This is a genomic window from Sphingomonas panacis, assembly GCF_001717955.1.
Classification (GTDB): Bacteria; Pseudomonadota; Alphaproteobacteria; order Sphingomonadales; family Sphingomonadaceae; genus Sphingomonas; species Sphingomonas panacis.
In genome coordinates this window covers 2,544,053-2,565,564 of sequence record NZ_CP014168.1, presented here as the reverse complement: position 1 = coordinate 2,565,564, position 21,512 = coordinate 2,544,053, and the positions used below count along the sequence as shown (strand labels likewise).

Genomic DNA, 21,512 nt, shown 5'->3' with positions numbered 1-21,512 from the left:
ACCGCGCCGTAAGACACGATCATGCTGCTCCACATTCCCGCGCTGTTTTCCACCGACGAGGTGCGCGAGGCGCGCGCGCTGCTCGAAACCGCCGATTGGCAGGATGGCCGCGCCACCGCCGGGCACCGCGCCGCACTGGTGAAGCGCAACCTGCAACTGCCGCTCGACCATGCCGTCACCCGCCAGCTCGGCGCGCGCATCCTCGATCGGCTCGGCGCGACGCCGCTGTTCATCGCCGCGACGCTACCGCTGCGCGTGCTGCCGCCGCGCTTCAACCGCTACGAGGGCGGCGGCGACTATGGCCCGCATGTCGACAACGCGATCTTCCCGCTGCCCGGCTCCGCCGAGCGCGTGCGCAGCGACGTTTCCAGCACACTCTTCTTCAGCGACCCGCAAGAGTATGACGGCGGCGAGCTGGTCATCGAGGATACCTTCGGCGATCGCCGCGTGAAGCTCGCCGCCGGCGACATGATCGTCTATCCCGGCACCAGCCTGCACCATGTCACGCCGGTAACGCGCGGCACCCGCTTCGCCGCGTTCTTCTGGACTCAGAGCCTGGTCCGCGCCGACGAGCAGCGCCGGCTGCTGTTCGATCTCGACACCGCGATCCAGTCACTGAGCGGCGACCATCCCGAGCATGGTTCGATCGACACGCTGACCGGGGTCTACCACAATCTGATGCGGCAATGGTCCGAGACGTGACCCCGCTGCCACCGCTGACGGCGATCCCGCCCGACCTCCAGACTCTCGCCGACTATGAGCGCGTGGCCGAGCGCCACATGCCCGCCGCGTCCTGGGCGCACGTCCAGTCCGGCAGCGCCGCGACGCTGGCGCGCAACCGCGCCGCGTTCGAGCGGATATCCCTGCTGCCGCGCATGCTCGCCGATCTGCGCGGCGGCCATACCCGGCTGACATTGTTCGGGCGCGAGCATCAGGCGCCGATCCTGTTCGCGCCGGTCGCCTATCACCGCCTCGCCCACCCCGAGGGCGAACTGGCATGCGTGCGCGCGAGCGCGGCGATGGGGATCGGCATGGTCGTCAGCACGCTGTCGAGCGTGCCGCTGGAGACGATCGCCGAGGCCGCACGCGATGCGGCGCGCACGCTCGGCGTCGCGCCGGTGCCTTTGTGGTTCCAGCTCTATCTTCAGGAGGACCGCGCGGTCTCCGCCGAACTGGTCGCGCGCGCGGAAGCCGCCGGATACGAGGCGATCGTGCTGACGGTCGATGCGTCGATCAAGACCTCGGGCTTCGCGCTGCCGGCCGGCGTCACCGCCGCGAACCTCCCCGGCGGCGCCGATCGCCGCCAGACCAGCGCGCCGGGCGGCCGCATCCTGTTCGGCACCCGGCTCGCGGACGACGCGCCGAGCTGGGACGATGTCGCGTGGTTGCGCGCGAGCACGCGGTTGCCGGTGATCCTCAAGGGCCTGCTCGCCGCCGAGGATGCGCACATCGCCATCGCCCACGGCGCCGAGGCGATCATCGTCTCGAACCACGGCGGCCGCACGCTCGACGGTGCGCCCTCGGCGATCGATGTCCTGCCAGCGATGGCGGAGGCGGTCGCCGGCGCGGCGCCGCTGCTGATCGACGGCGGCGTGCGGACCGGCACCGATATCGTCAAGGCGCGCGCGCTCGGCGCGACGGCGGTGCTGGTCGGCCGCCCGCAACTGCACGGCCTCGCCGTGGCGGGCATGGCGGGTGTGGCGCATGTCGCGCACATCCTGCGCGCCGATCTCGAACTGGCGATGGCGCAACTCGGCTGCCCGACGCTCGATCGCATCGGCCCTGCCTGCCTGTTCACCCGCGCTTCATAACGCTTCCGTCATATCTGTTGCGCCGCAGCAACAGCTTGCGACTTTCCGCAATGGGGGTGGATCGTCCGCGTCGGATGATGGTTACGCACCCGCTGAATATAAAAACACCAAAGGAACTACGTATGCGTAAAGCTTTCCTCTCCGCCGTCGCCCTCGGCCTCGCCACCTTCGGCGCACAGGCCGCAACCGCCCAGGACACGACCGTGACGGACACCTCCACGCAGGACACCAGCCCGAACGGCGCGTCGACGTTCCGCGGCTTCCGCGTCGAAGGCAATGCCGGCGGCGATCGCTTCCAGTCGCAGGGCCGCCACCACGACAAGTTCGGCTACGGCGCGACCGTCGGCTTCGACGGCGTGATCGGCGACAAGATCGTGGTCGGCCCGGAAGCATCCTACTGGCGCGCGAACAACTGGAACGAGAACTGCTCGCTCGGCGGCGGCAACAGCCGGATCTGCGAAAAGTCGTTTGAGGAATATGGCGCGGCGGTGCGTGCGGGTTACCTCGTCACCCCGAACTTCCTCGTTTACGGCAAGGGCGGCTACGTCAACAACCAGCAGCGCAAGCGCATCGACGCGCCGAACGGCCAGAACATCGTGTACGATCGCTACAGCACCGACGGTTATCAGGTCGGCGGTGGCGTCGAATATTCGCTCGGCAAGGACGTCATGAAGATGCCGCTCTTCGTCGGCGCGCAGTACGTTTTCTCGCAGTATAACGACCACACCTCGCGCCAGCGCGTGATGGGCACCATCGGCTTCCACTTCAAGTAAGCGTCACGCTTCTTCAGGAAGTAGGGAAAGGGCGGCTCGCAAGGGCCGCCTTTTTTCGTTGGGGCCGAGAGCGCGTCCGCGCGCGTCTCAGCCGTGGCGCACAGCGCGCGCGGCGTCGGCAAGGAACCCGGAACGGTTCGATGCGATCCGGTCGATCCGGTGCAACAGAACTTCATCGCGCTGATGTTGAGGCGGACGGCCTTTTCCCGGCCGCTCGGCCCGGACCAGAATGCGCGCGACCTCATCGACCTCTGGATACCGACCAGCGTGCGATTGCCGACGTCACGCGAGCAGCGCGCGCGTGGCTGCCCCCGGCTGAACCAGGATTTCACGCTGGCATATGGTGATGAGCTTCGAGCGCACCGTGCCGTGCTGCATGGCGCTCGGGAAACAACGGCTTCTGAGCCGTTGGGAGACACCCCGGGATGAAGGGGTGGTGGACAGGGCTGGATTCGAACCAGCGTACGCTTGCACGGGCAGATTTACAGTCTGCTGCCTTTAACCACTCGGCCACCTGTCCAGATTGGGCCGCCAAAAAAGCGAGGCGTGCCAATGCCGACCTCGAAGCCCCCTGTCAACGCCCAACAGCGGCGAATTGCGGCCGAGACTTGCATGCGGGCAGCGCGGCGCATACCGAACGGCGAAGATTCCTCGCCGGGGACGTTGATCCCCGCGCTTATCCGGACGATTCTTGATGATGACCTGTGCCGATCTCCCTCCCGTTGCCAGCGCCCCTGAAGCCGCAGGAGCGCCGAACTGATGGCGCGGCGTGGACATCGCCCGTCGCAGGCACCCGCCGGCCGGCCGCGCTTCTGGGGCCGCCATGCGGTGATCGCAGCGCTCGCCAACCCCGATCGCGTCGTGCGCAAGATGTGGGCGACGCGCGAGGCGCTGGCGAGCCTCGACATCCCGCCGGTGATCCCGATCACCTACGCCGAGGTGACCGATCTGGCCCGGCTGGTGCCGTCCGACGCGCCGCATCAGGGGCTGGTGGCGGAAGTCGATCCGCTTGAGGATATCTGGCTCGGCGATCTGCTCGAACAGGGTGCGGACGATCGCCGGCCGCTGCTGGTGCTCGATCAGGTCACCGATCCGCACAATGTCGGCGCGATCCTGCGCTCGGCGGCGGCGTTCGATGCGCTCGGCATCATCACGCCGGACCGCAACGCGCCGCCCGAATCGGGAACGATCGCGCGCGCCGCCTCGGGCGCGCTGGAGATGGTGCCGTGGGTGCGCGTGGTGAATCTCGCGCGTGCGCTCGAAGAGGTCGCCGAGGCCGGCTTCTGGCGCGTCGGATTGACCGGCGAGGCGCCGCAGACGCTCGAACAGGCGATGGGGCAGCAGCGCGTGGCGCTGGTGCTCGGCGCCGAGGGCGAAGGCATGCGCCAGAACACCGCCGCGCACTGCGACGAACTCGGCCGCCTGCCGATCTCGCCGCGCATGGAGAGCCTCAACGTCTCCAACGCCGCCGCGATCGCGCTCTACGCGGCGACGACGCGGGTTATGCCGTAGCTATCTGGGGACGGTTCGCTGGCCCCACCTCACCGTTCGTCCTGAGCTTGTCGAAGGACGTCTCCAAGGCGCAGTCGCCGGTGTGCGGGACACGTGCTTCGACAAGCACGAACGGCGGAGGTGTGTAGAGACGGGGCTAAGCCCCCCTCACCCCTCCAGCGTGTGCAGCAGCGTCCTGACGGCGGTATCGACATCGCGATCCTTGTCGCGCAGTTCCTCGATGCGGCGCACCGCATGAATCACCGTCGAATGGTCGCGGCCGCCGAACTTGCGGCCGATCTCGGGCAGCGAGCGCGTGGTCAGCCGCTTGGCGAGGTACATCGCGATCTGGCGCGGGCGGGCGATCACCACCGCGCGGCGCGCCGAGATCAGTTCGAGCGGCTTGAGATCGAAATGCGCGGAAACCACCTTCTGGATCTCGTCGATCGTCACGCGCCGCTCGGCGCCGCGCAACACTTGGCCCAAGGTCGCCACCGCGAACTCCAGGTCGATCGCGTCGCCGGTCAGTTGCGAATAGGCGATGACGCGGTTGAGCGCGCCTTCCAGATCGCGAATGCTCGCGGTGATGCGAGTGGCGAGCAGGTCGAGCACCTCCTGCGGCACCCTCACGCCCGGCAGATCGGCGAGCTTGCGGGCCAGCACCGCGCGGCGCAGCGCGAGATCGGGCGCCTTGATATCGGCGACGAGGCCACATGACAGCCGCGAGGTGATCCGCGCCTCGACTCCGTCGAGATCCTGCGGGCAGCGATCGGCGCTGATGACGAGCCGTTTGCCCGCGCCCATCACCTCGTTGATCGTGTGGAAGAATTCCTCCTGAGTCGAATCCTTGCCGGCGATGAACTGGAGGTCGTCGATCAGCAGCACATCGGCCGAGCGCAGCCGCGCCTTGAAGCTGTGCGTGTCGCGCGCGCGCAGCGCCTGGACGAACTCGAACATGAAGCGTTCGGCCGACATCAGGATCACGCGCGCGCCGGGCACCGCCTCCAGATACGCCGCGCCGATCGCGTGCATCAGGTGCGACTTGCCCTGTCCGGTGCCGCTATGCAGGAACAGCGGGCTGAACCGCGGCACCCCCGGCTCGGCGAGCGCGCGCGCGGCGTTGAACGCCACCCGGTTCGAGGCATCGACGACGAATCGGTCGAAGGTGAAGCGCGCATCGAGCGGCGGACGCTCGACGGCGGCGGGCGCCGGCGCGGCCGCCACCGGGCGCAACACGGCAACCTCGGCGGGCAAAGCTTCGGCGCGCAGCGTCGCAGGCTGCGGCATCGCCGACCGAGTCTCGATCGACACGGTCCGCACGCTCGGCACCTGTGCGCGGAATTCCTGAAGCAGCCGGTCGGCATAATGGTTGCTGACCCAGTTGCTCATGAATGCGGACGGCAGCGCGAGCCGCACCGCTTCAACAGTATCGTCCTCGATCAGCTCAATCGGCTTGAGCCACTGGTCGAACAGCCGCACCCCCGCCGATTCGCGCAGATGCGCGCGCACCACTGCCCAGGCTTTCGCGATCTCGCCGCGTCCGTCCCGGTCGTCCGCACGCAACGCTCCCCTGGCCCCGATCCCGTTCACGCAACACCTTTCCGGCGGCCGCAACGCGTCGCGGCCACAAATTCAGACACACCCTCCCCCAGCCGGGAATCGCAATGCCCCGTCCGTTGGTGACGTTCAATCAATTGGGTAGCGCGGACGAACGTCTGCGCTTCGAGGGTCGATTATGAAGATCGCGGCGAGTCGATCAAGAGCCGGAGCCGTCAGATATCTGAAATAATCCGGTTGACTCGGTACGGGCCTAGGTTTCCCGTCGAAAATCTTATAACCGACTGAAAAGCGGTCTATTTTCGGAAGAGGCTGGGTCGATGGGGGGTGCGAATCGCGGGGAATCCGACACTTACCGTCTGGCCCGGGATTTGCTCACGCCTATCGGTACGGCGCGAACCTTCGCACCGCATCTATCGCGGACACAGCAAAAGCCCGCTTGGAGAAACCCCAAGCGGGCATCGGCATTCTGGTACGGGGAAAACGGCTTAGGCGAGCGCGGCGAGGCGCTTGGTCAACCGTGAGAATTTCCGCGAGGCGGTGTTCTTGTGCATCACGCCCTTGGAGACGCCACGCGCCAGCTCGGGCTGAACCTGTGCCATCGCTTCGCTCGCGGCGGTCTTGTCGCCCGATGCGAGCGCAGCTTCCGCCCGCTTCACGAAGGTACGGATGCGACCGACCCGATTGCCGTTCACAAGGGCGCGGTTCGCGTTGCGCCGGATTCGCTTTTTCGCCTGTGGCGTATTGGCCATGAAGCCCTCTAAGTCTGAAGTTCGGATGACGCGCAGGGATCACTCCCCGCGCCGGAAGGCAGGCCCCTTAGCCAGTCATGATAAACCGGTCAACCATTTACCGCTGACACTCCGGGCACCAGAAGGTCGATCGACCACCATCGGCATAGCGTAAAACCGTGCCGCCACAGCCACATGGCTCGCCCTCGCGGCCATAGACCGCGAACTGCTTGGAAAAATAGCCAAGCTCTCCATCCGGCCGCGCATAGTCGCGCAGCGTCGAACCGCCCGCCGCGATCGCGGCGAGCAACACGTCGCGAATCGCCACGACCAGCTTGGCGAGCTTCGCGCGCGAAATCTGCCCGGCGGCGCGCTTGGGGCTGATGCCCGCGAGGAACAGCGCCTCGCACACATAGATATTGCCGAGTCCCGCGACGATTCGCTGGTCGAGCAGCATCGCCTTGATCGGCGCGATTCGCCCTTCGAGCATGCGCGCAAGATAGGCCGCGGTGAGAGTCTCGCCGAGCGGCTCCGGCCCCATCGTGGTGAAAGGCGGATACGCACCGAGCGACTCGGTCAGCACCAGATCGACCGAGCCGAACCGGCGTGCGTCGTTGAGCGCGAGCCGCCGGCCCGCGTCGGTTTCGAGAATCAAATGATCGTGCGCCAACACTTCGCCCGGATCGACTCGCCATCGCCCCGACATGCCGAGGTGGAAGATCATCGTGTCGCCGCGATCGGTGTCGATCAGCCCGTATTTGGCGCGCCGGCCAAGGCCCGTCACGCGCGCGCCGGTCAGCCGCTGGCGCAGATCCTCGGGGAACGGACGGCGCAGATCGGGGCGACGCATCTCGACCAGCGTCAGCCGCGCGCCCTCCAGCACAGGTGTCAGCCCGCGCACGGTGGTTTCGACTTCGGGAAGTTCTGGCATCGCCATCAGCTAGGTTGCGTTTGCCCGCGCCACAAGCGCCCGCTAGAGCGGCGCGATGACCGATACCGTATCCTTTGGCTATGAAGACATCCCCGCCGCCGAGAAGACCGCCCGCGTCGGCGGCGTCTTCTCGAACGTCGCCGCGAAATATGATCTGATGAACGATGCCATGTCGGGCGGCATGCACCGGCTCTGGAAGGATCGCTTCGTGCGCCGCGTGAAGCCGCGCGAGGGCGAGCAGATCCTCGACATGGCGGGCGGCACCGGCGACATCGCGTTCCGGCTGGAAACGTCGGGCGCGTCGGTCACGGTCGCGGACATCAATCCCGAGATGCTCGCGGTCGGCATGGAACGCGCCGCCAAGCGTGGGATAGACGGCCTGGTCTGGACCGAAGCCAACGCCGAGACGCTGCAATTCCCCGACCGCTTCTTCGACGCCTATACGATCGCGTTCGGCATCCGCAACGTGACCGATATCCCCAAGGCGCTGCGCGAGGCGCACCGCGTGCTGCGGCGTGGCGGTCGCTTCTTCTGCCTCGAATTCTCGACGACGGTGTGGCCGGGTTTCGCCGAGGCGTATGACGCCTATTCGCACAAGATGGTGCCGCAACTCGGCAAGCTGCTGGCGGGCGATGCCGACAGCTACCGCTATCTGATCGAATCGATCCGCCGCTTCCCCGACATGCCGACCTTCGAGGCGATGATCCGCGACGCGGGCTTCGTGAACACGAACGTCGAGCCGATGCTCGGCGGGCTGGTTGCAATCCACAGCGGCTGGAAGATTTGAGCGTGGTACATCGCTGTCTCCCCTCCCTCGAAGGGAGGGGTCGGGGGTGGGTCGGCCCGCGTGGAAACGGTACGACCGCCTCAAGCCAACCCACCCCCAGCCCCTCCCTTTCAGGGAGGGGATCAAAGTCGTGACCGCCCCCACCGTCCACCTCTGGCGGCTCCTCAAATGGGGCCGCATCCTCGCCCGGCACGGCGCGTTGCAGGGGATCGAGCGCGATCCCAATACCCCCACCCCGGTACGCCGGCTGGTGCGGATCGCACGGCTCGGCGCGCGCGTGCCGGCGACGCCGCGCTATGCCGATGCCTTCCACGCGATCGGCCCGGCCGCGGTCAAGCTCGGCCAGACGCTCGCGACCCGGCCCGACATCGTCGGTGACGCCGCCGCGCATGATCTGCTGCGCTTGCAGGACGCGCTGCCGCCGCTCCCGTATGAGACGATCCACGCCGCGATGGCGAAGGCGTTCCAGCGCGATCCGGCCACCTTGTTCGCCTCGATCGATCCGGTGCCGGTCGGCGCCGCCTCGATCGCGCAAGTCCACCGCGCCGTCACCACCGACGGACGTCACGTCGCGGTGAAAGTGCTGCGCCCCGGCGTCGAGGACGATTTCGCCCGCGCGATCGACACCTATGAATGGGCCGCCGCACAAATAGAAGCGATGGGCGGCGAACTCGCCCGGCTGCGCCCGCGCCTCGTCATCGCCACCTTCAAACGCTGGACCGCGCGCGAACTCGATTTCCGCCGCGAAGGCGCCTCGGCGTCCGAACTCGCCGATGCGATGACGGCCGAACCCGATTTCGTCGTTCCCAAGATCGACTGGCAGCGCACCACCGGCAAGGTGCTGACGCTCGAATGGATCGACGGCATCAAACTGTCGAACCGCGCCGCGCTGGTCGAGGCCGGCTATGATCTGCCCAAGCTCGCCAACACGCTCGTCCACGCCTTCTTGCGCCAGGCGATCGCGGAGGGCTTCTTCCACGCCGACATGCACCAGGGCAATCTGTTCGCGCTGCCGGGCGCCAACGGGCAAGGGCGGATCGCGGCGATCGACTTCGGCATCATGGGCCGGATCGACCGGCGCGCGCGCGTCTGGCTCGCCGAAATCCTCTACGGGCTCATCACCGGCAACTACAAACGCGTCGCCGAGATTCATTTCGAGGCGGGCTACGTACCCGCGCACCATAATGTCGCCGAGTTCGCGACGGCCTTGCGCGCGGTCGGCGAGCCGATGCGCGGCCTCGCGGTGAAGGACATGTCGATCGGTATGATGCTCGACAGCCTGTTCAACATCACCCGCGATTTCGACATGCGCACGCAGCCGCATCTGCTGCTGTTGCAAAAGACGATGGTGATGGTCGAGGGCGTCGCGACCAGCCTCGATCCCGATATCAACCTGTGGGACACCGCAGCGCCGTTCGTGCGCGAATGGATTCGCACCGAACTCGGCCCCGAGGCGGCGGTCGCGGACCGGCTCATCACCGATCTGCGCACGCTCGCGCGGATCCCCGAACTCGTGCGCAACATCGAACGGCACTTCCCCACCCCCGGCGGCGCCCCGCCCGAACCGCCGATGAAGCCGATCGCTGTGCTCGGCTCGGGCCGGCACGTCGCGCTACGCTACGTGCTGGTCGCGGTGGTGAGCGCGAGCGCCAGCTTCGCCGCCGCCTGGCTGGCGCTGCACTGACACGGTGTCGCGCCCGCTCGCCCCGCTCTGGCTTGCCGCCCCCAGCCGCTTCGCGCGGCTGAGCCGGGCGCAGGCGCGGCTGGTGCTCGCCGGGCTGGCGCTGCTGATCGCGGCGAGCCTGTTCGCGCTGGCGGTGCCAGCGTCCGTGGATGCGCCGGCCGATCCGGCGCAGACCGATCTCAATCTCTACCAGACGATCGTCGAGGGGGTTCGCGCCGGCGGCGATTATTACAGCGTCGCGGCACGGTCGCTTCGCGCTGGCGATTTTCCGCTCAAGCCCTTCGTCACCTTCCGCTTGCCGACTCTGGCGGTGATCGAGGCGGCACTGCCGCATGATGCGATCGTGGCGTTGCTCGACGTGCTGGCGCTCGGCGTGTTCGTGGCGTGGGGCTTTCGGCTGCGCGATGCCTTCGCGCGGCGGCTGCCGCTGGTGGCCGCGCTGATGCTGCTCGCCGGCGGGATGCTCGGCTTCGTGCAGAGCGATCTCGCCGCGTTCCATGAAATCTGGGCCGGGCTGCTGATCGCCTTGTCGCTCGCGCTGCGCAAACCGGGTCGCTGGGTCGAGGCGGTGGCGTTCGGGATGATGGCGATGCTGATCCGCGAGACGGCGGCGTTGTACGTCGCGATCATGGCGGCGCTCGCGCTGGTGCAGGGCCAGCGGCGCGAAGCCATCGGCTGGGGCGCGACGCTCGGTGTGTTTGCGGTGGTGGTCGCGCTGCACGCGCATGCCGTCGGGCAGGTCGTACATGCCACCGATCCGGCTTCGCCGGGCTGGGCCGGAATGCTCGGCTTCGGCTTCTTCGCCGGGGCGATCGCGGTATCGACCGTGCTGACGCTGTTTCCGCTGGTGGTGGCGGCGCCATTGGTCGCGCTCGCGCTGGCGGGCTGGGCGGCGTGGGAGAACGATCTCGGGTTGCGCGTGACGGTGACCTTGGTCGCTTACGCGGTGCTGATCGCGCTGTTCGCGCGCGTCGACACCTTCTATTGGGGGCTGATGATCGCCCCCACGCTCCTCGTCGGCCTCGCCTTCGTGCCCGATGGCCTGCGCGATCTGGTGCGTGTCGCCGCAGCGCGCCGGCGGATCACGGTAACCCGGGTGGTGCGGTGAAGATCCTGCTCATCATCGGCGGCGGCATCGCCGCCTACAAGGCGTGTGAACTGATCCGGCTGTGCCGCAAGGCGGGCATCGCGGTGCGCTGCGTACCCACCGCCGCCGCGCAGCACTTCGTCACGCCGATGACGCTGGCGGCGTTGTCCGAGAATCCGGTGTTCACCTCGCTGTGGGATCTCAAGGACGAGGCCGAGATGGGCCACATCCAGCTCAGCCGCGAGGCCGACCTGATCGTCGTCGCCCCCGCCACCGCCGATCTGATGGCGAAGATGGTCGCCGGCATCGCCGATGATCTCGCGACGACGGTGCTGCTCGCCACCGACAAGCCGGTGCTGGTCGCACCGGCGATGAACGTGCGGATGTGGGGCCACCCCGCGACTCGCCGCAACGTCGCGACGCTGCGCGGCGACGGGCTGACCGTGCTGGAACCCGACGAAGGCCCGATGGCCTGCGGCGAATTCGGCGCCGGGCGGTTGCCGGAACCGGACGCGATTCTGGCGGCGATACAGGCCGCGCTCGCGTGACGAAGCGAAACTCGTCGCCCCGGCGCAGGCCGGGGCCGCTGGGTGTGGGGCAATCGGCCCGCCAAGCTACGCAGCGGCCCCGGCCTGCGCCGGGGCGACGATAATGGTCCACATCCTCATCACCGCCGGCCCAACTCACGAACCGATCGATCCGGTCCGCTACATCGCCAACCGCTCGTCGGGCAAACAGGGCTTCGCGATCGCCGGCGCGCTTGCCGAGCGCGGCGCGCGAGTCACGCTCATCGCCGGCCCGGTGACACTGCCAACGCCGCCCAACGTCGACCGCATCGACGTCGAAACCGCGCGCGACATGGCCGCCGCCGTCAAGGCGGCGCTCCCCGCCGACGCCGCCGTGCTGGTCGCCGCCGTCGCCGACTGGCGTGTCGAAAGCACCGCGCAGAAGATCAAGAAGGGCGCCGGCACGCCCATCCTCCAGCTCGTCGAGAACCCCGACATCCTCGCCGGCCTCGCGCAAAGCCCCGAGCGCCCGCGCCTGCTGATCGGCTTCGCCGCCGAGACCGAGCGCGTCATCGAACACGCCACGGCCAAGCGCGAGCGCAAGGCGGTCGACTGGATCGTCGCCAACGACGTGTCGGGCGACGTGATGGGCGGCGCCGACAATGCCGTCCACATCGTCACCGCATCGGGGGTGGAAAGCTGGCCGCGCATGTCCAAGCAGGCGGTCGCCGACGCGCTCTCCGAACGAATCCTCGCGGCGCTCGCCGGGGGCGCATGAGCGCGCGGCCTTAGACAAATCCCTCACAACCGTTAAGATGCGCGCCATGAGTCCACCGCCCATCACCATCAGCATCAAGCGTCTCGATCACGGCAAGGGCCTGCCCCTGCCCGCCTATGCGACGGAGGGTGCCGCCGGCATGGACGTTGTCGCCGCGGAGGCGCTGACGCTCGCGCCCGGCGCGCGCGCGGCGGTCGCGACCGGCTTCGCGATCGCGATTCCCTATGGGTTCGAGGTGCAGGTCCGGCCACGCTCTGGCCTCGCGCTCAAATACGGCGTCACCTGCCTCAACACGCCGGGCACGATCGACAGCGATTATCGCGGCGAAGTGAAGGTCATTCTCGCCAATCTCGGCGACGAACCATTCGAGATCGCGCGCGGCGACCGGATCGCGCAACTCGTCCCCGCCCCCGTCCAGCGCGCGACGCTCGGCGAAGTCGATGATCTCGACGAAACGACTCGGGGCAGCGGCGGGTTCGGATCGACCGGGCGGTGATGCTCGCCTTCCTCTTGCTGTTTCAGGCGACCACCGACGCGCTCCCGCCCTTGCCGACCGACTGGTCGAGGCTCGCGCCGATCCCCTATGTCGATGCGCCGACCATCACCGCGCCGCTCGTCAAGTTCGTCGCCGGAGAGGTCGCCGCCGGCCGCTGCGCGATGCAGAGGCCATCCGACGGCCATTATGTCGTCAAGGTCGATGTCGCCGCGCTGGTCGATCAGGACGGAATCCTGCGCCGCGCGGTACCGCGCGCGATCGATTGCCCGACGGTCGAGCAATATAGCGCCGGGCTCGTCACCAGCTTCGCACGCGCCAATCTCAGCGATGGCCCGACGGCGATGTGGTATCGCGCCACTCTGGTCTATGACTGGCAGGGATGACGCTGACCGACGCTGAGCTAGACCGCTACGCCCGCCACATCGTTCTGCGCGAGGTCGGCGGCGCGGGGCAGAGGAAACTGCGCGCCGCACGCGTGGCGGTGATCGGCGCCGGCGGCATCGGATCGCCCGCCATCCAGTATCTCGCGGCGGCGGGCGTCGGCGAGCTGATCCTGATCGATGACGACCGCGTCGATCTCTCCAATCTCCAGCGCCAGACGATCTTCGGCGGCGACGATGTCGGCGCGGCCAAGGTGGCGGCGGCGGCGGCGGCGGTGGCGCGGCTCAACCCGGCGGTGCGCGTGACCGGGCGCGCGGTGCGGCTCGACGCCGGCAATGCCGCCGGTCTGATCGCCGGTGCCGACGTCGTGCTCGACGGCACCGACAGTTTCGCCGCGCGACTCGCGGTGGCCGATGCTGCGCTGGCGGCACGCGTGCCGCTCGTCTCGGCGGCGGTCGCGCAGTTCGAGGGGCAACTCGCGGTGTTCCGTGGCTGGGAAGCGGACAAGCCCTGCTACCGCTGCTTCGTCGGCGACGATCCCGACCGGCCCGACACGAGCTGCGCCGAAGCCGGCGTGCTCGGCGCGATGGCGGGGGTGATGGGCAGCCTCGCCGCGCTGGAAGTGCTGCGCGCGATCACCGGCTTCGGTGACGACAGCGCCGGTAAATTACTGCTGGTCGATGCGCTCGCCTTCCGCTTCCGCACCATCGCCCTGCCCAAAGACCCCGGCTGCCGGAGCTGTGGCGGCCGCACGGATCAGACCCCCGGCTTCGCCGCCGTCTGATCTTCCTTCCCCAGCACATGCCAGCCGTGGAAATCGCGCACCATCTGCACGCGACATCCCTTGCAGACGCCTCGAAACGAGGTGCCATCATGCCAGACAGAGTGGCGGTCGCGGTGATGTTTCCCGAAGATGCAGGAAATGCGCTGCACGATATTCATGCGGTCAGGCTCCGGCGGAGTTCCAAAAACGGATGGCGGTCGCATACTCCCGACCGCGGCGGCTTGGTCATGAATTCTTCGTCACGAAGGAGCGGTTAGCCCGTCCTTAACGCTCGATCGGCAAAGGCTTCGCCATGCAGACCTCCACGCCGCGCACCGTCCTCGTCATCTTCGGCACACGGCCCGAGGCGATCAAGCTGTTCCCCGTCGTTGCCGCGCTCAAAAACATGCCCGGCCTCGTCGTGCGGACCTGCGTCACCGCCCAGCATCGCGGCCTGCTCGATCAGGTTCTCGAGATCGCCGGTCTCACCCCGGACATCGACCTCGACCTGATGGAGCCGGGCCAGTCGCTCGACCGGCTCACCGCGCGGCTCCTGACCGGGCTGGGCGGCGTGATGGACGCCGAGAAGCCCGACCGTGTCATCGTACAGGGCGATACCGCAACCGCCATGGTCGGCGCGCTCGCCGGCTATTACAGGAAAGTGCCCGTCAGCCATGTCGAGGCGGGCCTACGCTCGGGCCATATATACCAGCCCTGGCCCGAGGAAGTAAACCGCCGCATCGTCGCGCCGATCGCCGATCAGCATTTCGCGCCGACCGAAACCGCCGCCGATGCGCTGCGCCGCGAGAACATCGCGCCCGCCACGATCCACGTCACCGGCAACACCGTGATCGACGCGCTCCACGCGACTCGCGCCAAGCTCGATGCCGATCCGTCGCTCGCCGCCGGTCTCGACGAGATCGCCGCGCGGTTCGCGGGCAAGCGGCTGATCCTCGTCACCACGCACCGCCGCGAGAATTTCGGCGGCGGCATGGAAAGCATCGCCCGCGCGATCGGCCGAATCGCCGACCGGCCCGATACGGCGGTGCTGTTCCCGGTCCACCCCAACCCCAACGTCGTCTCGGTGATGGACGCGCTGCTGGGCGACCGCGCCAATGTCGCGCGAATCGAACCGCTCGATTACCCGCACTTCATCCGCGCTTTGGGCATGTGCGAGATCGCGCTGACCGATTCGGGCGGCGTGCAGGAGGAAGCGCCCGCGCTCGCCAAGCCCGTTCTCGTCATGCGCGAGACGACGGAGCGCCCCGAAGGCGTGATCGCGGGCACCGCGAAGCTGATCGGGACCGATTCCGACCGAATCGTTTCCGAAATATCAACTCTCCTCGACGACAAGCAGGCCTATTCGGTCATGGCCCGCGCCCACAACCCGTTCGGCGACGGTCATGCATCCGAGCGGATTGCAAGGATCGTCGCTGATGGTTTCCAATGCTGAACTCAAGGTCGTCGTCGTCGGTCTGGGATATATCGGGCTACCCACCGCCGCGGTGATCGCGCGCACCGGCGCCAAGGTGCTCGGCATCGATGTCAGCGCGCACGTCGTCGAGACGGTCAATTCGGGCAAGGTGCATATCGAGGAGGTCGATCTCGACGGCCTCGTCTCGGGCGTCGTCGCGCGCGGCACGCTGCGCGCCGCGACCGAGATCGAGCCGGCCGACGTGTTCGTCATCGCCGTGCCGACGCCGTTCGCGGACGATCATGCCCCCAACATCGGCTATGTGCTGCGCGCCGCCACCACGATCGCGGCGGTGCTCAAGGTGGGCGACGTCGTCATCCTCGAATCGACCTCGCCGGTCGGCACCACCGAGAAGGTGCGCGATCTGCTCGCGCAGCTCCGCCCCGATCTCAAGGTGCCCGGCAAGACCGGAGAAGGCTCCGACATCGCCATCGCCTATTGCCCGGAGCGCGTGCTGCCCGGCCGCATCCTCGTCGAGCTGATCGACAACGACCGCGTGATCGGCGGCATCACCCCACGGTGCGCGCGCAAGGCACTGACCTTCTACCGCCGCTTCGTGCGCGGTGCCTGCGTGACGACGACGAGCCGCGCCGCGGAAATGACCAAGCTCACCGAAAACGCCTTCCGCGATGTGAACATCGCCTTCGCCAACGAACTGAGCCGGCTCGCCGATACGATGGAGGTCGATGTGTGGGAGGTGATCCGCCTCGCCAACCGCCATCCGCGCGTCAACATCCTGTCGCCCGGCCCCGGTGTCGGCGGGCATTGCATCGCGGTCGATCCGTGGTTCCTCGTCCATGCCGATCCCGCAAACTCGCCGCTGATCCGCACCGCGCGCGAGGTAAACGACGCCAAGATCGAGTATGTCGTGGCGCGCGCCGCCGCGCTGATCGAGGCGCGGCCGGGCGTGCGCGTCGCCTGCCTGGGCCTCGCGTTCAAGGCGAACATCGACGATTTCCGCGAAAGCCCCGCGCTCAAGGTCGCGACCGAACTGGCACGCCGCTTCGGCAGCCGCATCGCCGTGGTCGAACCCTATACCAACGCCCTGCCCGCCGCCTTCGCGGGCACGGGCGCTGGCCTGATCGACATCGACTCCGCGATCGAGCAATGCGGCATCATGATCGTGCTGGTCGATCACGACATGTTCAAATCGGTCCCGCTCGATGAGCGCATCGGCAAGCAGGTCTATGACACGCGCGGCATCTGGCCCGATCAGCCCGCGCCCAAGGCATGGGGCGAGCCGGAACCGCTCCGCCTCGCCAGCTGACCGCACGCTCGCGTGCCGCGAGCCGACCCGGCGGAAATGCGACGGAAAACCGAACGCCGCCACCGCGGATGATGGTCATTGCGCAAGCGTGCGGCAATGTGCCATTGCGCGCTCGTTTCCGATCGCATGCGACCAGAGACCGATACTGGCCGTTGCGGAGAAAAGGGGAGCGCGGTGGAGAGTGCGTTGGGGAACGCAGCCGAGTGCATCGGCGACCATGCATCACGCGACACACGTCGGCCGGCGGTCGATGTTCGGGCGTCGTCGCGGACGGGCGCATCGCGATCCAGAATGGGATGCGGGACGCTCCCGATCGCGGATATCCCTAACGCATCCTGTACGCAGTTCGCCAATTCATCGCTTTACTTTCAAGGGACTATGCCATTCCTTGCGGCACGAACGCGCAGGATTGGGTTCGCCGCAGCGCGATTTTATGCTGCACTGCAAAAATACGCTTTATAGAACGGGTGAATTCCTTTACTTTTATGGGCACGCAACGATTGAATCACTGCGCGGGAAGCCAACATGAACCTGGAACTCGGACGATCCGGCTGGGCGCAAGAGCCTGGGTCTCGTGATTCGATGACCTCGGTCAGCACACCCGCGTGGCGCCCGCGCGCCTCCGCGCTGCGCAGCCGCGCTTTCACCGGCCTGATGTTGCTCGATCTGCTGTGCATCATAGCATCGTTCATGGCCGCGGCGCTGCTGCGCGCCCGGTTCGGCAGCGACAAGAACTGGCTCGTGCTGCTCGCGGTGCTGCTGCCGATGTATCTGGTCATCGCGCTCAACGCGCATGCCTATGCCTCGGCCAACCTTCAGGACCCGTTCCGCGCTGTCGCCAAGGGCGCCCAGGCGCTCGTCATCGCGATCAGTGCGGTGATCTTCGTCGCGTTCTTCGTGCGCGCGTCCGAAGGGTTCCCGCGCATGCTGGTGACGCTGGGCGCGATCTTCTCGCTCGGGTCGTTGATCGCGGCGCGCTACCTGTTCGTGAAGCACATGGCCGCGATCATCGGCGGCAACCCGTTCAGCGTGATCCTGATCTGCGAAGGCGATCAGCGCGTGCCGCCGGGCAAATTCTCGGTGGTGATCTCGCCCGAGGCATTCTTCGATCCCGAACAGCATGATCCGGTGATGTACGACCGGCTCGCCAAGTCGCTCGAAAGCGCCGATCGCGTCGTCGTCGCGTGCAGCCCCGAGCGCCGCACGGCGTGGGCGCATGCGCTCAAAGGCGCGAACATCCAGAGCGAGATCGTCGCGCCCGAACTGCGCGATCTGGCGCCGCTCGGCATGGGCAGCCACGGCAGCGAACCGACCATCGTCATCGCCAACGGTCCGCTCGGCCTGTTCGATCGGTTCATGAAGCGCGCGTTCGATTTCAGCCTCGCGCTCGGCGCGTTGCTCGCGCTGCTGCCGATCCTCGCGGTCATCGCGGTGCTGGTGAAGCTCGACAGCGCCGGCCCGGTGTTCTTCAAGCAGACTCGCATCGGCCGCGGCAACCAGATGTTCAAGATGCTCAAGTTCCGCAGCATGCGCGTGCTCGAATCCGATCTCGCGGGCGCGCGCTCCGCCTCGCGCGACGATGATCGCGTCACGCGCGTGGGCAAGTTCATCCGCCGCACCAGCATGGACGAGCTGCCTCAGCTCATCAACGTGCTCAAGGGCGACATGAGCATCGTCGGCCCGCGCCCGCACGCGCTCGGCTCGCGCGCCGCCGACAAATTGTTCTGGGAAGTCGATACGCGCTACTGGCATCGCCATGCCGCCAAGCCGGGCCTGACCGGGCTCGCGCAGGTGCGCGGCTATCGCGGCGCGACCGTCTACGAATCGGATCTGCGCAACCGGCTCCAGGCCGATCTCGAATATCTCGATACCTGGTCGATCTGGCGCGACCTGCTCATCATCGCGATGACCTTCCGCGTGCTGCTGCACCGGAACGCCTTCTGATCCCGCGATGGCGCGCGGCGACTGAAGCGCGTAGTATCGGCTAAACGATGTTCCGCTTACCCTTCAAGAAACGCGTCCCGCCGCCACCGCCGCCGATGATCCCGCCGGGCGTTCGGGCCTATGCGATCGGCGATGTGCATGGCCGCGCCGACCTGCTCGACGCCTTGCTCGACGATGTCTTCGCCGATCACGCCCGCCGCGCGCCCGCCGCGCTGCGGCTGGTCTTCCTCGGCGACCTGATCGATCGCGGCCCCGCCTCGCGCGAGGTGGTCGAGCGGGTGCGCGATCTCGTCGCCTCGGACGATCGCGTGTCCTGCATCACCGGCAACCATGAGGAAGTGTTTCTCCTCGCGCTCGACGGCGATGTCGAGGCGCTGGGCATGTTCCTGCGGATCGGCGGCGATACGACGCTCGCCAGTTACGGCATCGTCGATGAAATCTATGGCGCCGGCAGCGACGCCGAACTCATCGACATCATGCGCGCGCGCGTGCCCGCCGATCATGTCGATTTCCTCGCCGGGCTTGGCGACCGGATCGAGATCGGCGGCTATCTCTGCGTCCATGCCGGGGTGCGCCCCGGCGTGCCGCTCGACGCGCAGCAACCCGCCGATCTGCGCTGGATTCGCCAGCCGTTCCTCGATCATCGCGGTGCCTTCGGCAAGTTCATCATCCACGGCCACACGCCGACGGGCGAGGTGGATGTCCAGCCAAACCGGATCGGCATCGATACCGGCGCGGCCTATGGCGGCAAGCTCACCGCGATCGGGCTGGAGAGCATGCAGCGCTGGTTCCTCAGCGTCGGCTGACCCGAACGGCAATTTTTGTGCAATTGCGTTGTACGGCGATTTGCGCCAGATCGACGCCACATTCGCAAGGGAAGACACCATGGACCGCGAAGAGATCACCGGCATCGTTACCGAGATCATGTGCGATGTCTTCGACCTCGACGAACTCGACTATTCCGATGGCCTCTCCGCCGAGGTGATCGAGGAATGGGACAGCCTCAGCCACATCCGCTTCATCGTCGCGGTCGAGAAGCGCTTCGGCTTCCGCTTCTCCAGCGCCGAGATCGAGGGCTTTTCGAAGGTCGGCGATCTCGTCGACAGCATCGCCGCGCATATTGGCTGATGCACGGCTGAGGACGCGGCCGTGAGCGACCCGTTCGCCCTCCCCTGGCTGCTGCCCGCGCCTGCCGATTTCCGTGCCCGGCTCAAGGCGATCCGTACCGCCGACCCTATCGACGCGGGCGCGTTGCGGGCGCTCGTCCAGACGGCACTCGATGCGACCCAACTCGAACAGGCCAGCCGCGTCGTCTCGGCGCGGGTCGGCGATCTCGCCGGCGCGGGGCTGAGGCCGCTCAAGCTCGGTATCGTCGCGTCGCACACCGCCAAGGGGATCGCCTATGCGCTTCCCGCCGCCGCCTTGCGCCACGGGCTGCTACTGAGCGTCGAACTCGCCGATTACGGGCAGGCCGCGCAGGCGTTGCTCGATCCCGGTTCGAGCCTCGCGCAATCGCGGCCCGACGCGATCCTGCTCGCGCTCGACGCGCAGGCGCTCGGCCTCGCCCGCCCCTGCCTCGACCCCGCCGAAGCCGAGGCGACCGTCACGCGCGCGTTCGACTATGTCGCCGCCCTCCGCGCGGGCGCGCGCGCGCATGCCGGCGCGCCGGTGATCGTCCAGACGCTCGCCCCCCCGGTCGAGAGCCTGTTCGGCAGCTTCGATGGCCAGCTCGCCGGCACGGTGCGCTGGCTGATCGCCGAGTTCAACGCCCGGCTGCTGCGCAGCGTCGCCGGCAGCGGTGATCTCGTCCTCGACGTCGCCTTCCTCGCCGCCAGCGTCGGGCTCAGGCAGTGGCACGACGCGCGTTTGTGGCACGATGCCAAACTCCCCTTCGCGGTCGAGGCGCTTCCGCTCTACGCCGACAAGCTCGGCGGGCTGCTCGCCGCGTTTCGCGGTCTGTCGCGCAAGTGCCTCGTGCTCGATCTCGACAACACGCTGTGGGGCGGCATCATCGGCGACGACGGGATCGACGGCATTTTGCTGGGGCAAGGTTCGGGCACCGGCGAGGCGCATCTCGCCGTACAGGCGTTCGCGCTCGATCTGCGCGCGCGCGGCGTCGTGCTGGCGGTGTGTTCGAAGAACGAGGATTCCGCCGCGCGCCTGCCCTTCATCGGTCCCAATGGCGGGCATAGCGAAATGCTGCTGCGCGAAGAGCATATCGCCGTGTTCCTCGCCAACTGGACCGACAAGGCATCCAACCTGCGGCAGATCGCGGCGACTCTCAACATCGGCACCGATGCGCTCGTCTTCCTCGACGACAACCCCGCCGAACGCGCCCAGGTCCGCCAGGAACTGCCCGAGGTCGCCGTCCCCGAAATCGGCAGCGATCCTGCTGATTTCACACGGATTTTAGGGCAAGCCGGCTATTTCGAAGCCGTCTCCTTCGGCGCCGAGGATCGCAGCCGCGCCGCCATGTACAGCGCCAACGCCCAGCGCGCCGCCGCGATGACGTCTGTGAGCAACCTTCACGACTATCACGCCTCGCTCGAGATGGTTTGCACGATCGCCCCGTTCGACGACGCCGGCCGCGCCCGCATCGCGCAGCTCGCCAACAAATCGAACCAGTTCAACCTGACGACGCGCCGCTACACCGAAGCCGACATCGCCGCGATCGCCGCCGATCCCACGCGCTTCACGATGCAAGTCCGCCTCGCCGACCGCTTCGGCGACAACGGCATGATCTCGGTGCTGATCTTCGCACGCGGCGCGGAGGAATGGCGCTGCGAGACATGGCTGATGAGCTGCCGCGTGCTCGGCCGCCGCGTCGAGGAAGCCGTGCTCGCGCATGTCGCGGCGGCGGCGCGCGCCGCCGGCGCGGCGCGGCTGGTCGGCGAATATATCCCGAGCGCCAAGAACGCGATGGTGCGCGACCATTTCGCCAAGCTCGGCTTCGTCAAGACCGCGGACCGTGCCGACGGCGGCACCGAATGGGCGCTCGATCTGGAAACTTACGTGACGCCGACGCTGCCGATGATTCTGGAGTAAGCAGCG

Annotated in this window: 21 protein-coding genes, 1 tRNA gene and 1 pseudogene; 18 read left to right on the top strand and 5 right to left on the bottom strand. The window is 67.7% G+C overall.

The annotated features are described in order from the left end of the window. Positions 1 to 21 precede the first annotated feature (21 nt). The 4 genes from J0A91_RS11685 to J0A91_RS11670 all read left to right on the top strand — a co-directional run bounded on the left by J0A91_RS11685 (position 22) and on the right by J0A91_RS11670 (position 3,013). Positions 22 to 702: a Fe2+-dependent dioxygenase gene (locus J0A91_RS11685; protein WP_069205058.1), complete on the top strand. Its 681-nt coding sequence runs from the start codon at positions 22 to 24 to the stop codon at positions 700 to 702. After that, a complete protein-coding gene (locus J0A91_RS11680) occupies positions 687 to 1,811 on the top strand; it encodes an alpha-hydroxy acid oxidase (protein WP_069205057.1) in 1,125 nt (374 codons plus the stop codon). Before J0A91_RS11685 ends, J0A91_RS11680 begins: the two co-directional genes overlap by 16 nt. A 122-nt stretch (positions 1,812 to 1,933) precedes the next feature. Next, positions 1,934 to 2,584, top strand: coding sequence for an outer membrane protein (locus J0A91_RS11675; RefSeq protein ID WP_069205056.1), 651 nt, complete (start codon positions 1,934 to 1,936; stop codon positions 2,582 to 2,584). Positions 2,585 to 2,677: 93 nt separating this feature from the next. Further along, positions 2,678 to 3,013 (top strand): hypothetical protein, encoded by a 336-nt coding sequence (locus J0A91_RS11670; RefSeq protein WP_069205055.1) that lies wholly within the window; start codon positions 2,678 to 2,680, stop codon positions 3,011 to 3,013. Positions 3,014 to 3,018: 5 nt separating this feature from the next. Here J0A91_RS11670 and J0A91_RS11665 read toward each other — a convergent pair. Beyond that, positions 3,019 to 3,104: transfer RNA gene (locus J0A91_RS11665), tRNA-Tyr, on the bottom strand. A gap of 239 nt (positions 3,105 to 3,343) precedes the next feature. Between J0A91_RS11665 and rlmB the strand changes: the two genes are divergently transcribed. Beyond that, entirely contained in the window at positions 3,344 to 4,096 is a 753-nt protein-coding gene (gene rlmB / locus J0A91_RS11660; RefSeq protein WP_069205054.1) for a 23S rRNA (guanosine(2251)-2'-O)-methyltransferase RlmB, read from the top strand. Between the two features lie 147 nt (positions 4,097 to 4,243). Here rlmB and dnaA read toward each other — a convergent pair whose 3' ends face one another. From dnaA to mutM, 3 genes are all read right to left on the bottom strand, one after another. Continuing rightward, positions 4,244 to 5,656: a chromosomal replication initiator protein DnaA gene (dnaA, locus tag J0A91_RS11655; protein WP_240502288.1), complete on the bottom strand. Its 1,413-nt coding sequence runs from the start codon at positions 5,654 to 5,656 to the stop codon at positions 4,244 to 4,246. A gap of 464 nt (positions 5,657 to 6,120) precedes the next feature. Beyond that, on the bottom strand, positions 6,121 to 6,384 hold the full coding sequence (gene rpsT, locus J0A91_RS11650; protein ID WP_069205052.1) for a 30S ribosomal protein S20: 264 nt from the start codon (positions 6,382 to 6,384) through the stop codon (positions 6,121 to 6,123). 97 nt (positions 6,385 to 6,481) lie between these two features. Then, entirely contained in the window at positions 6,482 to 7,294 is an 813-nt protein-coding gene (gene mutM / locus J0A91_RS11645; protein WP_069207253.1) for a bifunctional DNA-formamidopyrimidine glycosylase/DNA-(apurinic or apyrimidinic site) lyase, read from the bottom strand. Positions 7,295 to 7,349: 55 nt separating this feature from the next. Between mutM and J0A91_RS11640 the strand changes: the two genes are divergently transcribed. The 7 genes and pseudogenes from J0A91_RS11640 (at position 7,350) to J0A91_RS11610 (ending at position 13,797) form a co-directional block, all read left to right on the top strand. After that, entirely contained in the window at positions 7,350 to 8,081 is a 732-nt protein-coding gene (locus J0A91_RS11640; RefSeq protein WP_069205051.1) for a class I SAM-dependent methyltransferase, read from the top strand. A 130-nt stretch (positions 8,082 to 8,211) separates the two neighbouring features. Further along, entirely contained in the window at positions 8,212 to 9,765 is a 1,554-nt protein-coding gene (ubiB, locus tag J0A91_RS11635) for a 2-polyprenylphenol 6-hydroxylase (RefSeq protein WP_069205050.1), read from the top strand. 4 nt (positions 9,766 to 9,769) lie between these two features. Then, positions 9,770 to 10,873 carry a glycosyltransferase family protein gene (locus J0A91_RS11630; RefSeq protein ID WP_069205049.1) on the top strand — a complete coding sequence of 368 codons (1,104 nt, stop codon included), beginning with the start codon at positions 9,770 to 9,772 and terminating at the stop codon, positions 10,871 to 10,873. After that, positions 10,870 to 12,136: pseudogene (locus J0A91_RS11625) on the top strand (bifunctional phosphopantothenoylcysteine decarboxylase/phosphopantothenate synthase). The gene J0A91_RS11630 and the pseudogene J0A91_RS11625 overlap by 4 nt, the downstream one beginning before the upstream one ends. A 46-nt stretch (positions 12,137 to 12,182) precedes the next feature. Continuing rightward, the gene (gene dut, locus J0A91_RS11620; protein ID WP_069207252.1) at positions 12,183 to 12,632 is read left to right on the top strand and encodes a dUTP diphosphatase; all 450 of its coding nucleotides are present in this window, start codon (positions 12,183 to 12,185) and stop codon (positions 12,630 to 12,632) included. Next, the gene (locus J0A91_RS11615; RefSeq protein ID WP_069205048.1) at positions 12,632 to 13,015 is read left to right on the top strand and encodes a hypothetical protein; all 384 of its coding nucleotides are present in this window, start codon (positions 12,632 to 12,634) and stop codon (positions 13,013 to 13,015) included. The genes dut and J0A91_RS11615 overlap by 1 nt, the downstream gene beginning before the upstream one ends. Then, positions 13,012 to 13,797 (top strand): HesA/MoeB/ThiF family protein, encoded by a 786-nt coding sequence (locus tag J0A91_RS11610; protein WP_069205047.1) that lies wholly within the window; start codon positions 13,012 to 13,014, stop codon positions 13,795 to 13,797. Before J0A91_RS11615 ends, J0A91_RS11610 begins: the two co-directional genes overlap by 4 nt. Here J0A91_RS11610 and J0A91_RS11605 read toward each other — a convergent pair. After that, a complete protein-coding gene (locus tag J0A91_RS11605) occupies positions 13,770 to 13,955 on the bottom strand; it encodes a hypothetical protein (protein ID WP_069205046.1) in 186 nt (61 codons plus the stop codon). The two genes, J0A91_RS11610 and J0A91_RS11605, sit on opposite strands and share 28 nt — an antisense overlap. A gap of 134 nt (positions 13,956 to 14,089) precedes the next feature. Here J0A91_RS11605 and wecB point away from each other — a divergent pair, with 134 nt between their 5' ends. From wecB to J0A91_RS11575, 6 genes are all read left to right on the top strand, one after another. Then, positions 14,090 to 15,229, top strand: a complete 1,140-nt coding sequence (gene wecB, locus J0A91_RS11600) for a non-hydrolyzing UDP-N-acetylglucosamine 2-epimerase (RefSeq protein ID WP_069205045.1) — start codon at positions 14,090 to 14,092, stop codon at positions 15,227 to 15,229. Beyond that, complete coding sequence (wecC, locus tag J0A91_RS11595; protein ID WP_069205044.1) at positions 15,213 to 16,517, top strand: UDP-N-acetyl-D-mannosamine dehydrogenase; 1,305 nt, start codon at positions 15,213 to 15,215, stop codon at positions 16,515 to 16,517. The genes wecB and wecC overlap by 17 nt, the downstream gene beginning before the upstream one ends. A 525-nt stretch (positions 16,518 to 17,042) precedes the next feature. Next, entirely contained in the window at positions 17,043 to 18,461 is a 1,419-nt protein-coding gene (locus tag J0A91_RS11590) for an exopolysaccharide biosynthesis polyprenyl glycosylphosphotransferase (protein ID WP_083224649.1), read from the top strand. Between the two features lie 47 nt (positions 18,462 to 18,508). Beyond that, a complete protein-coding gene (locus tag J0A91_RS11585) occupies positions 18,509 to 19,267 on the top strand; it encodes a metallophosphoesterase (protein ID WP_069205042.1) in 759 nt (252 codons plus the stop codon). A 79-nt stretch (positions 19,268 to 19,346) separates the two neighbouring features. Continuing rightward, positions 19,347 to 19,589, top strand: coding sequence for an acyl carrier protein (locus J0A91_RS11580; RefSeq protein WP_069207251.1), 243 nt, complete (start codon positions 19,347 to 19,349; stop codon positions 19,587 to 19,589). Positions 19,590 to 19,610: 21 nt separating this feature from the next. Next, the gene (locus tag J0A91_RS11575) at positions 19,611 to 21,506 is read left to right on the top strand and encodes an HAD-IIIC family phosphatase (RefSeq protein WP_069205041.1); all 1,896 of its coding nucleotides are present in this window, start codon (positions 19,611 to 19,613) and stop codon (positions 21,504 to 21,506) included. Positions 21,507 to 21,512 lie beyond the last annotated feature (6 nt).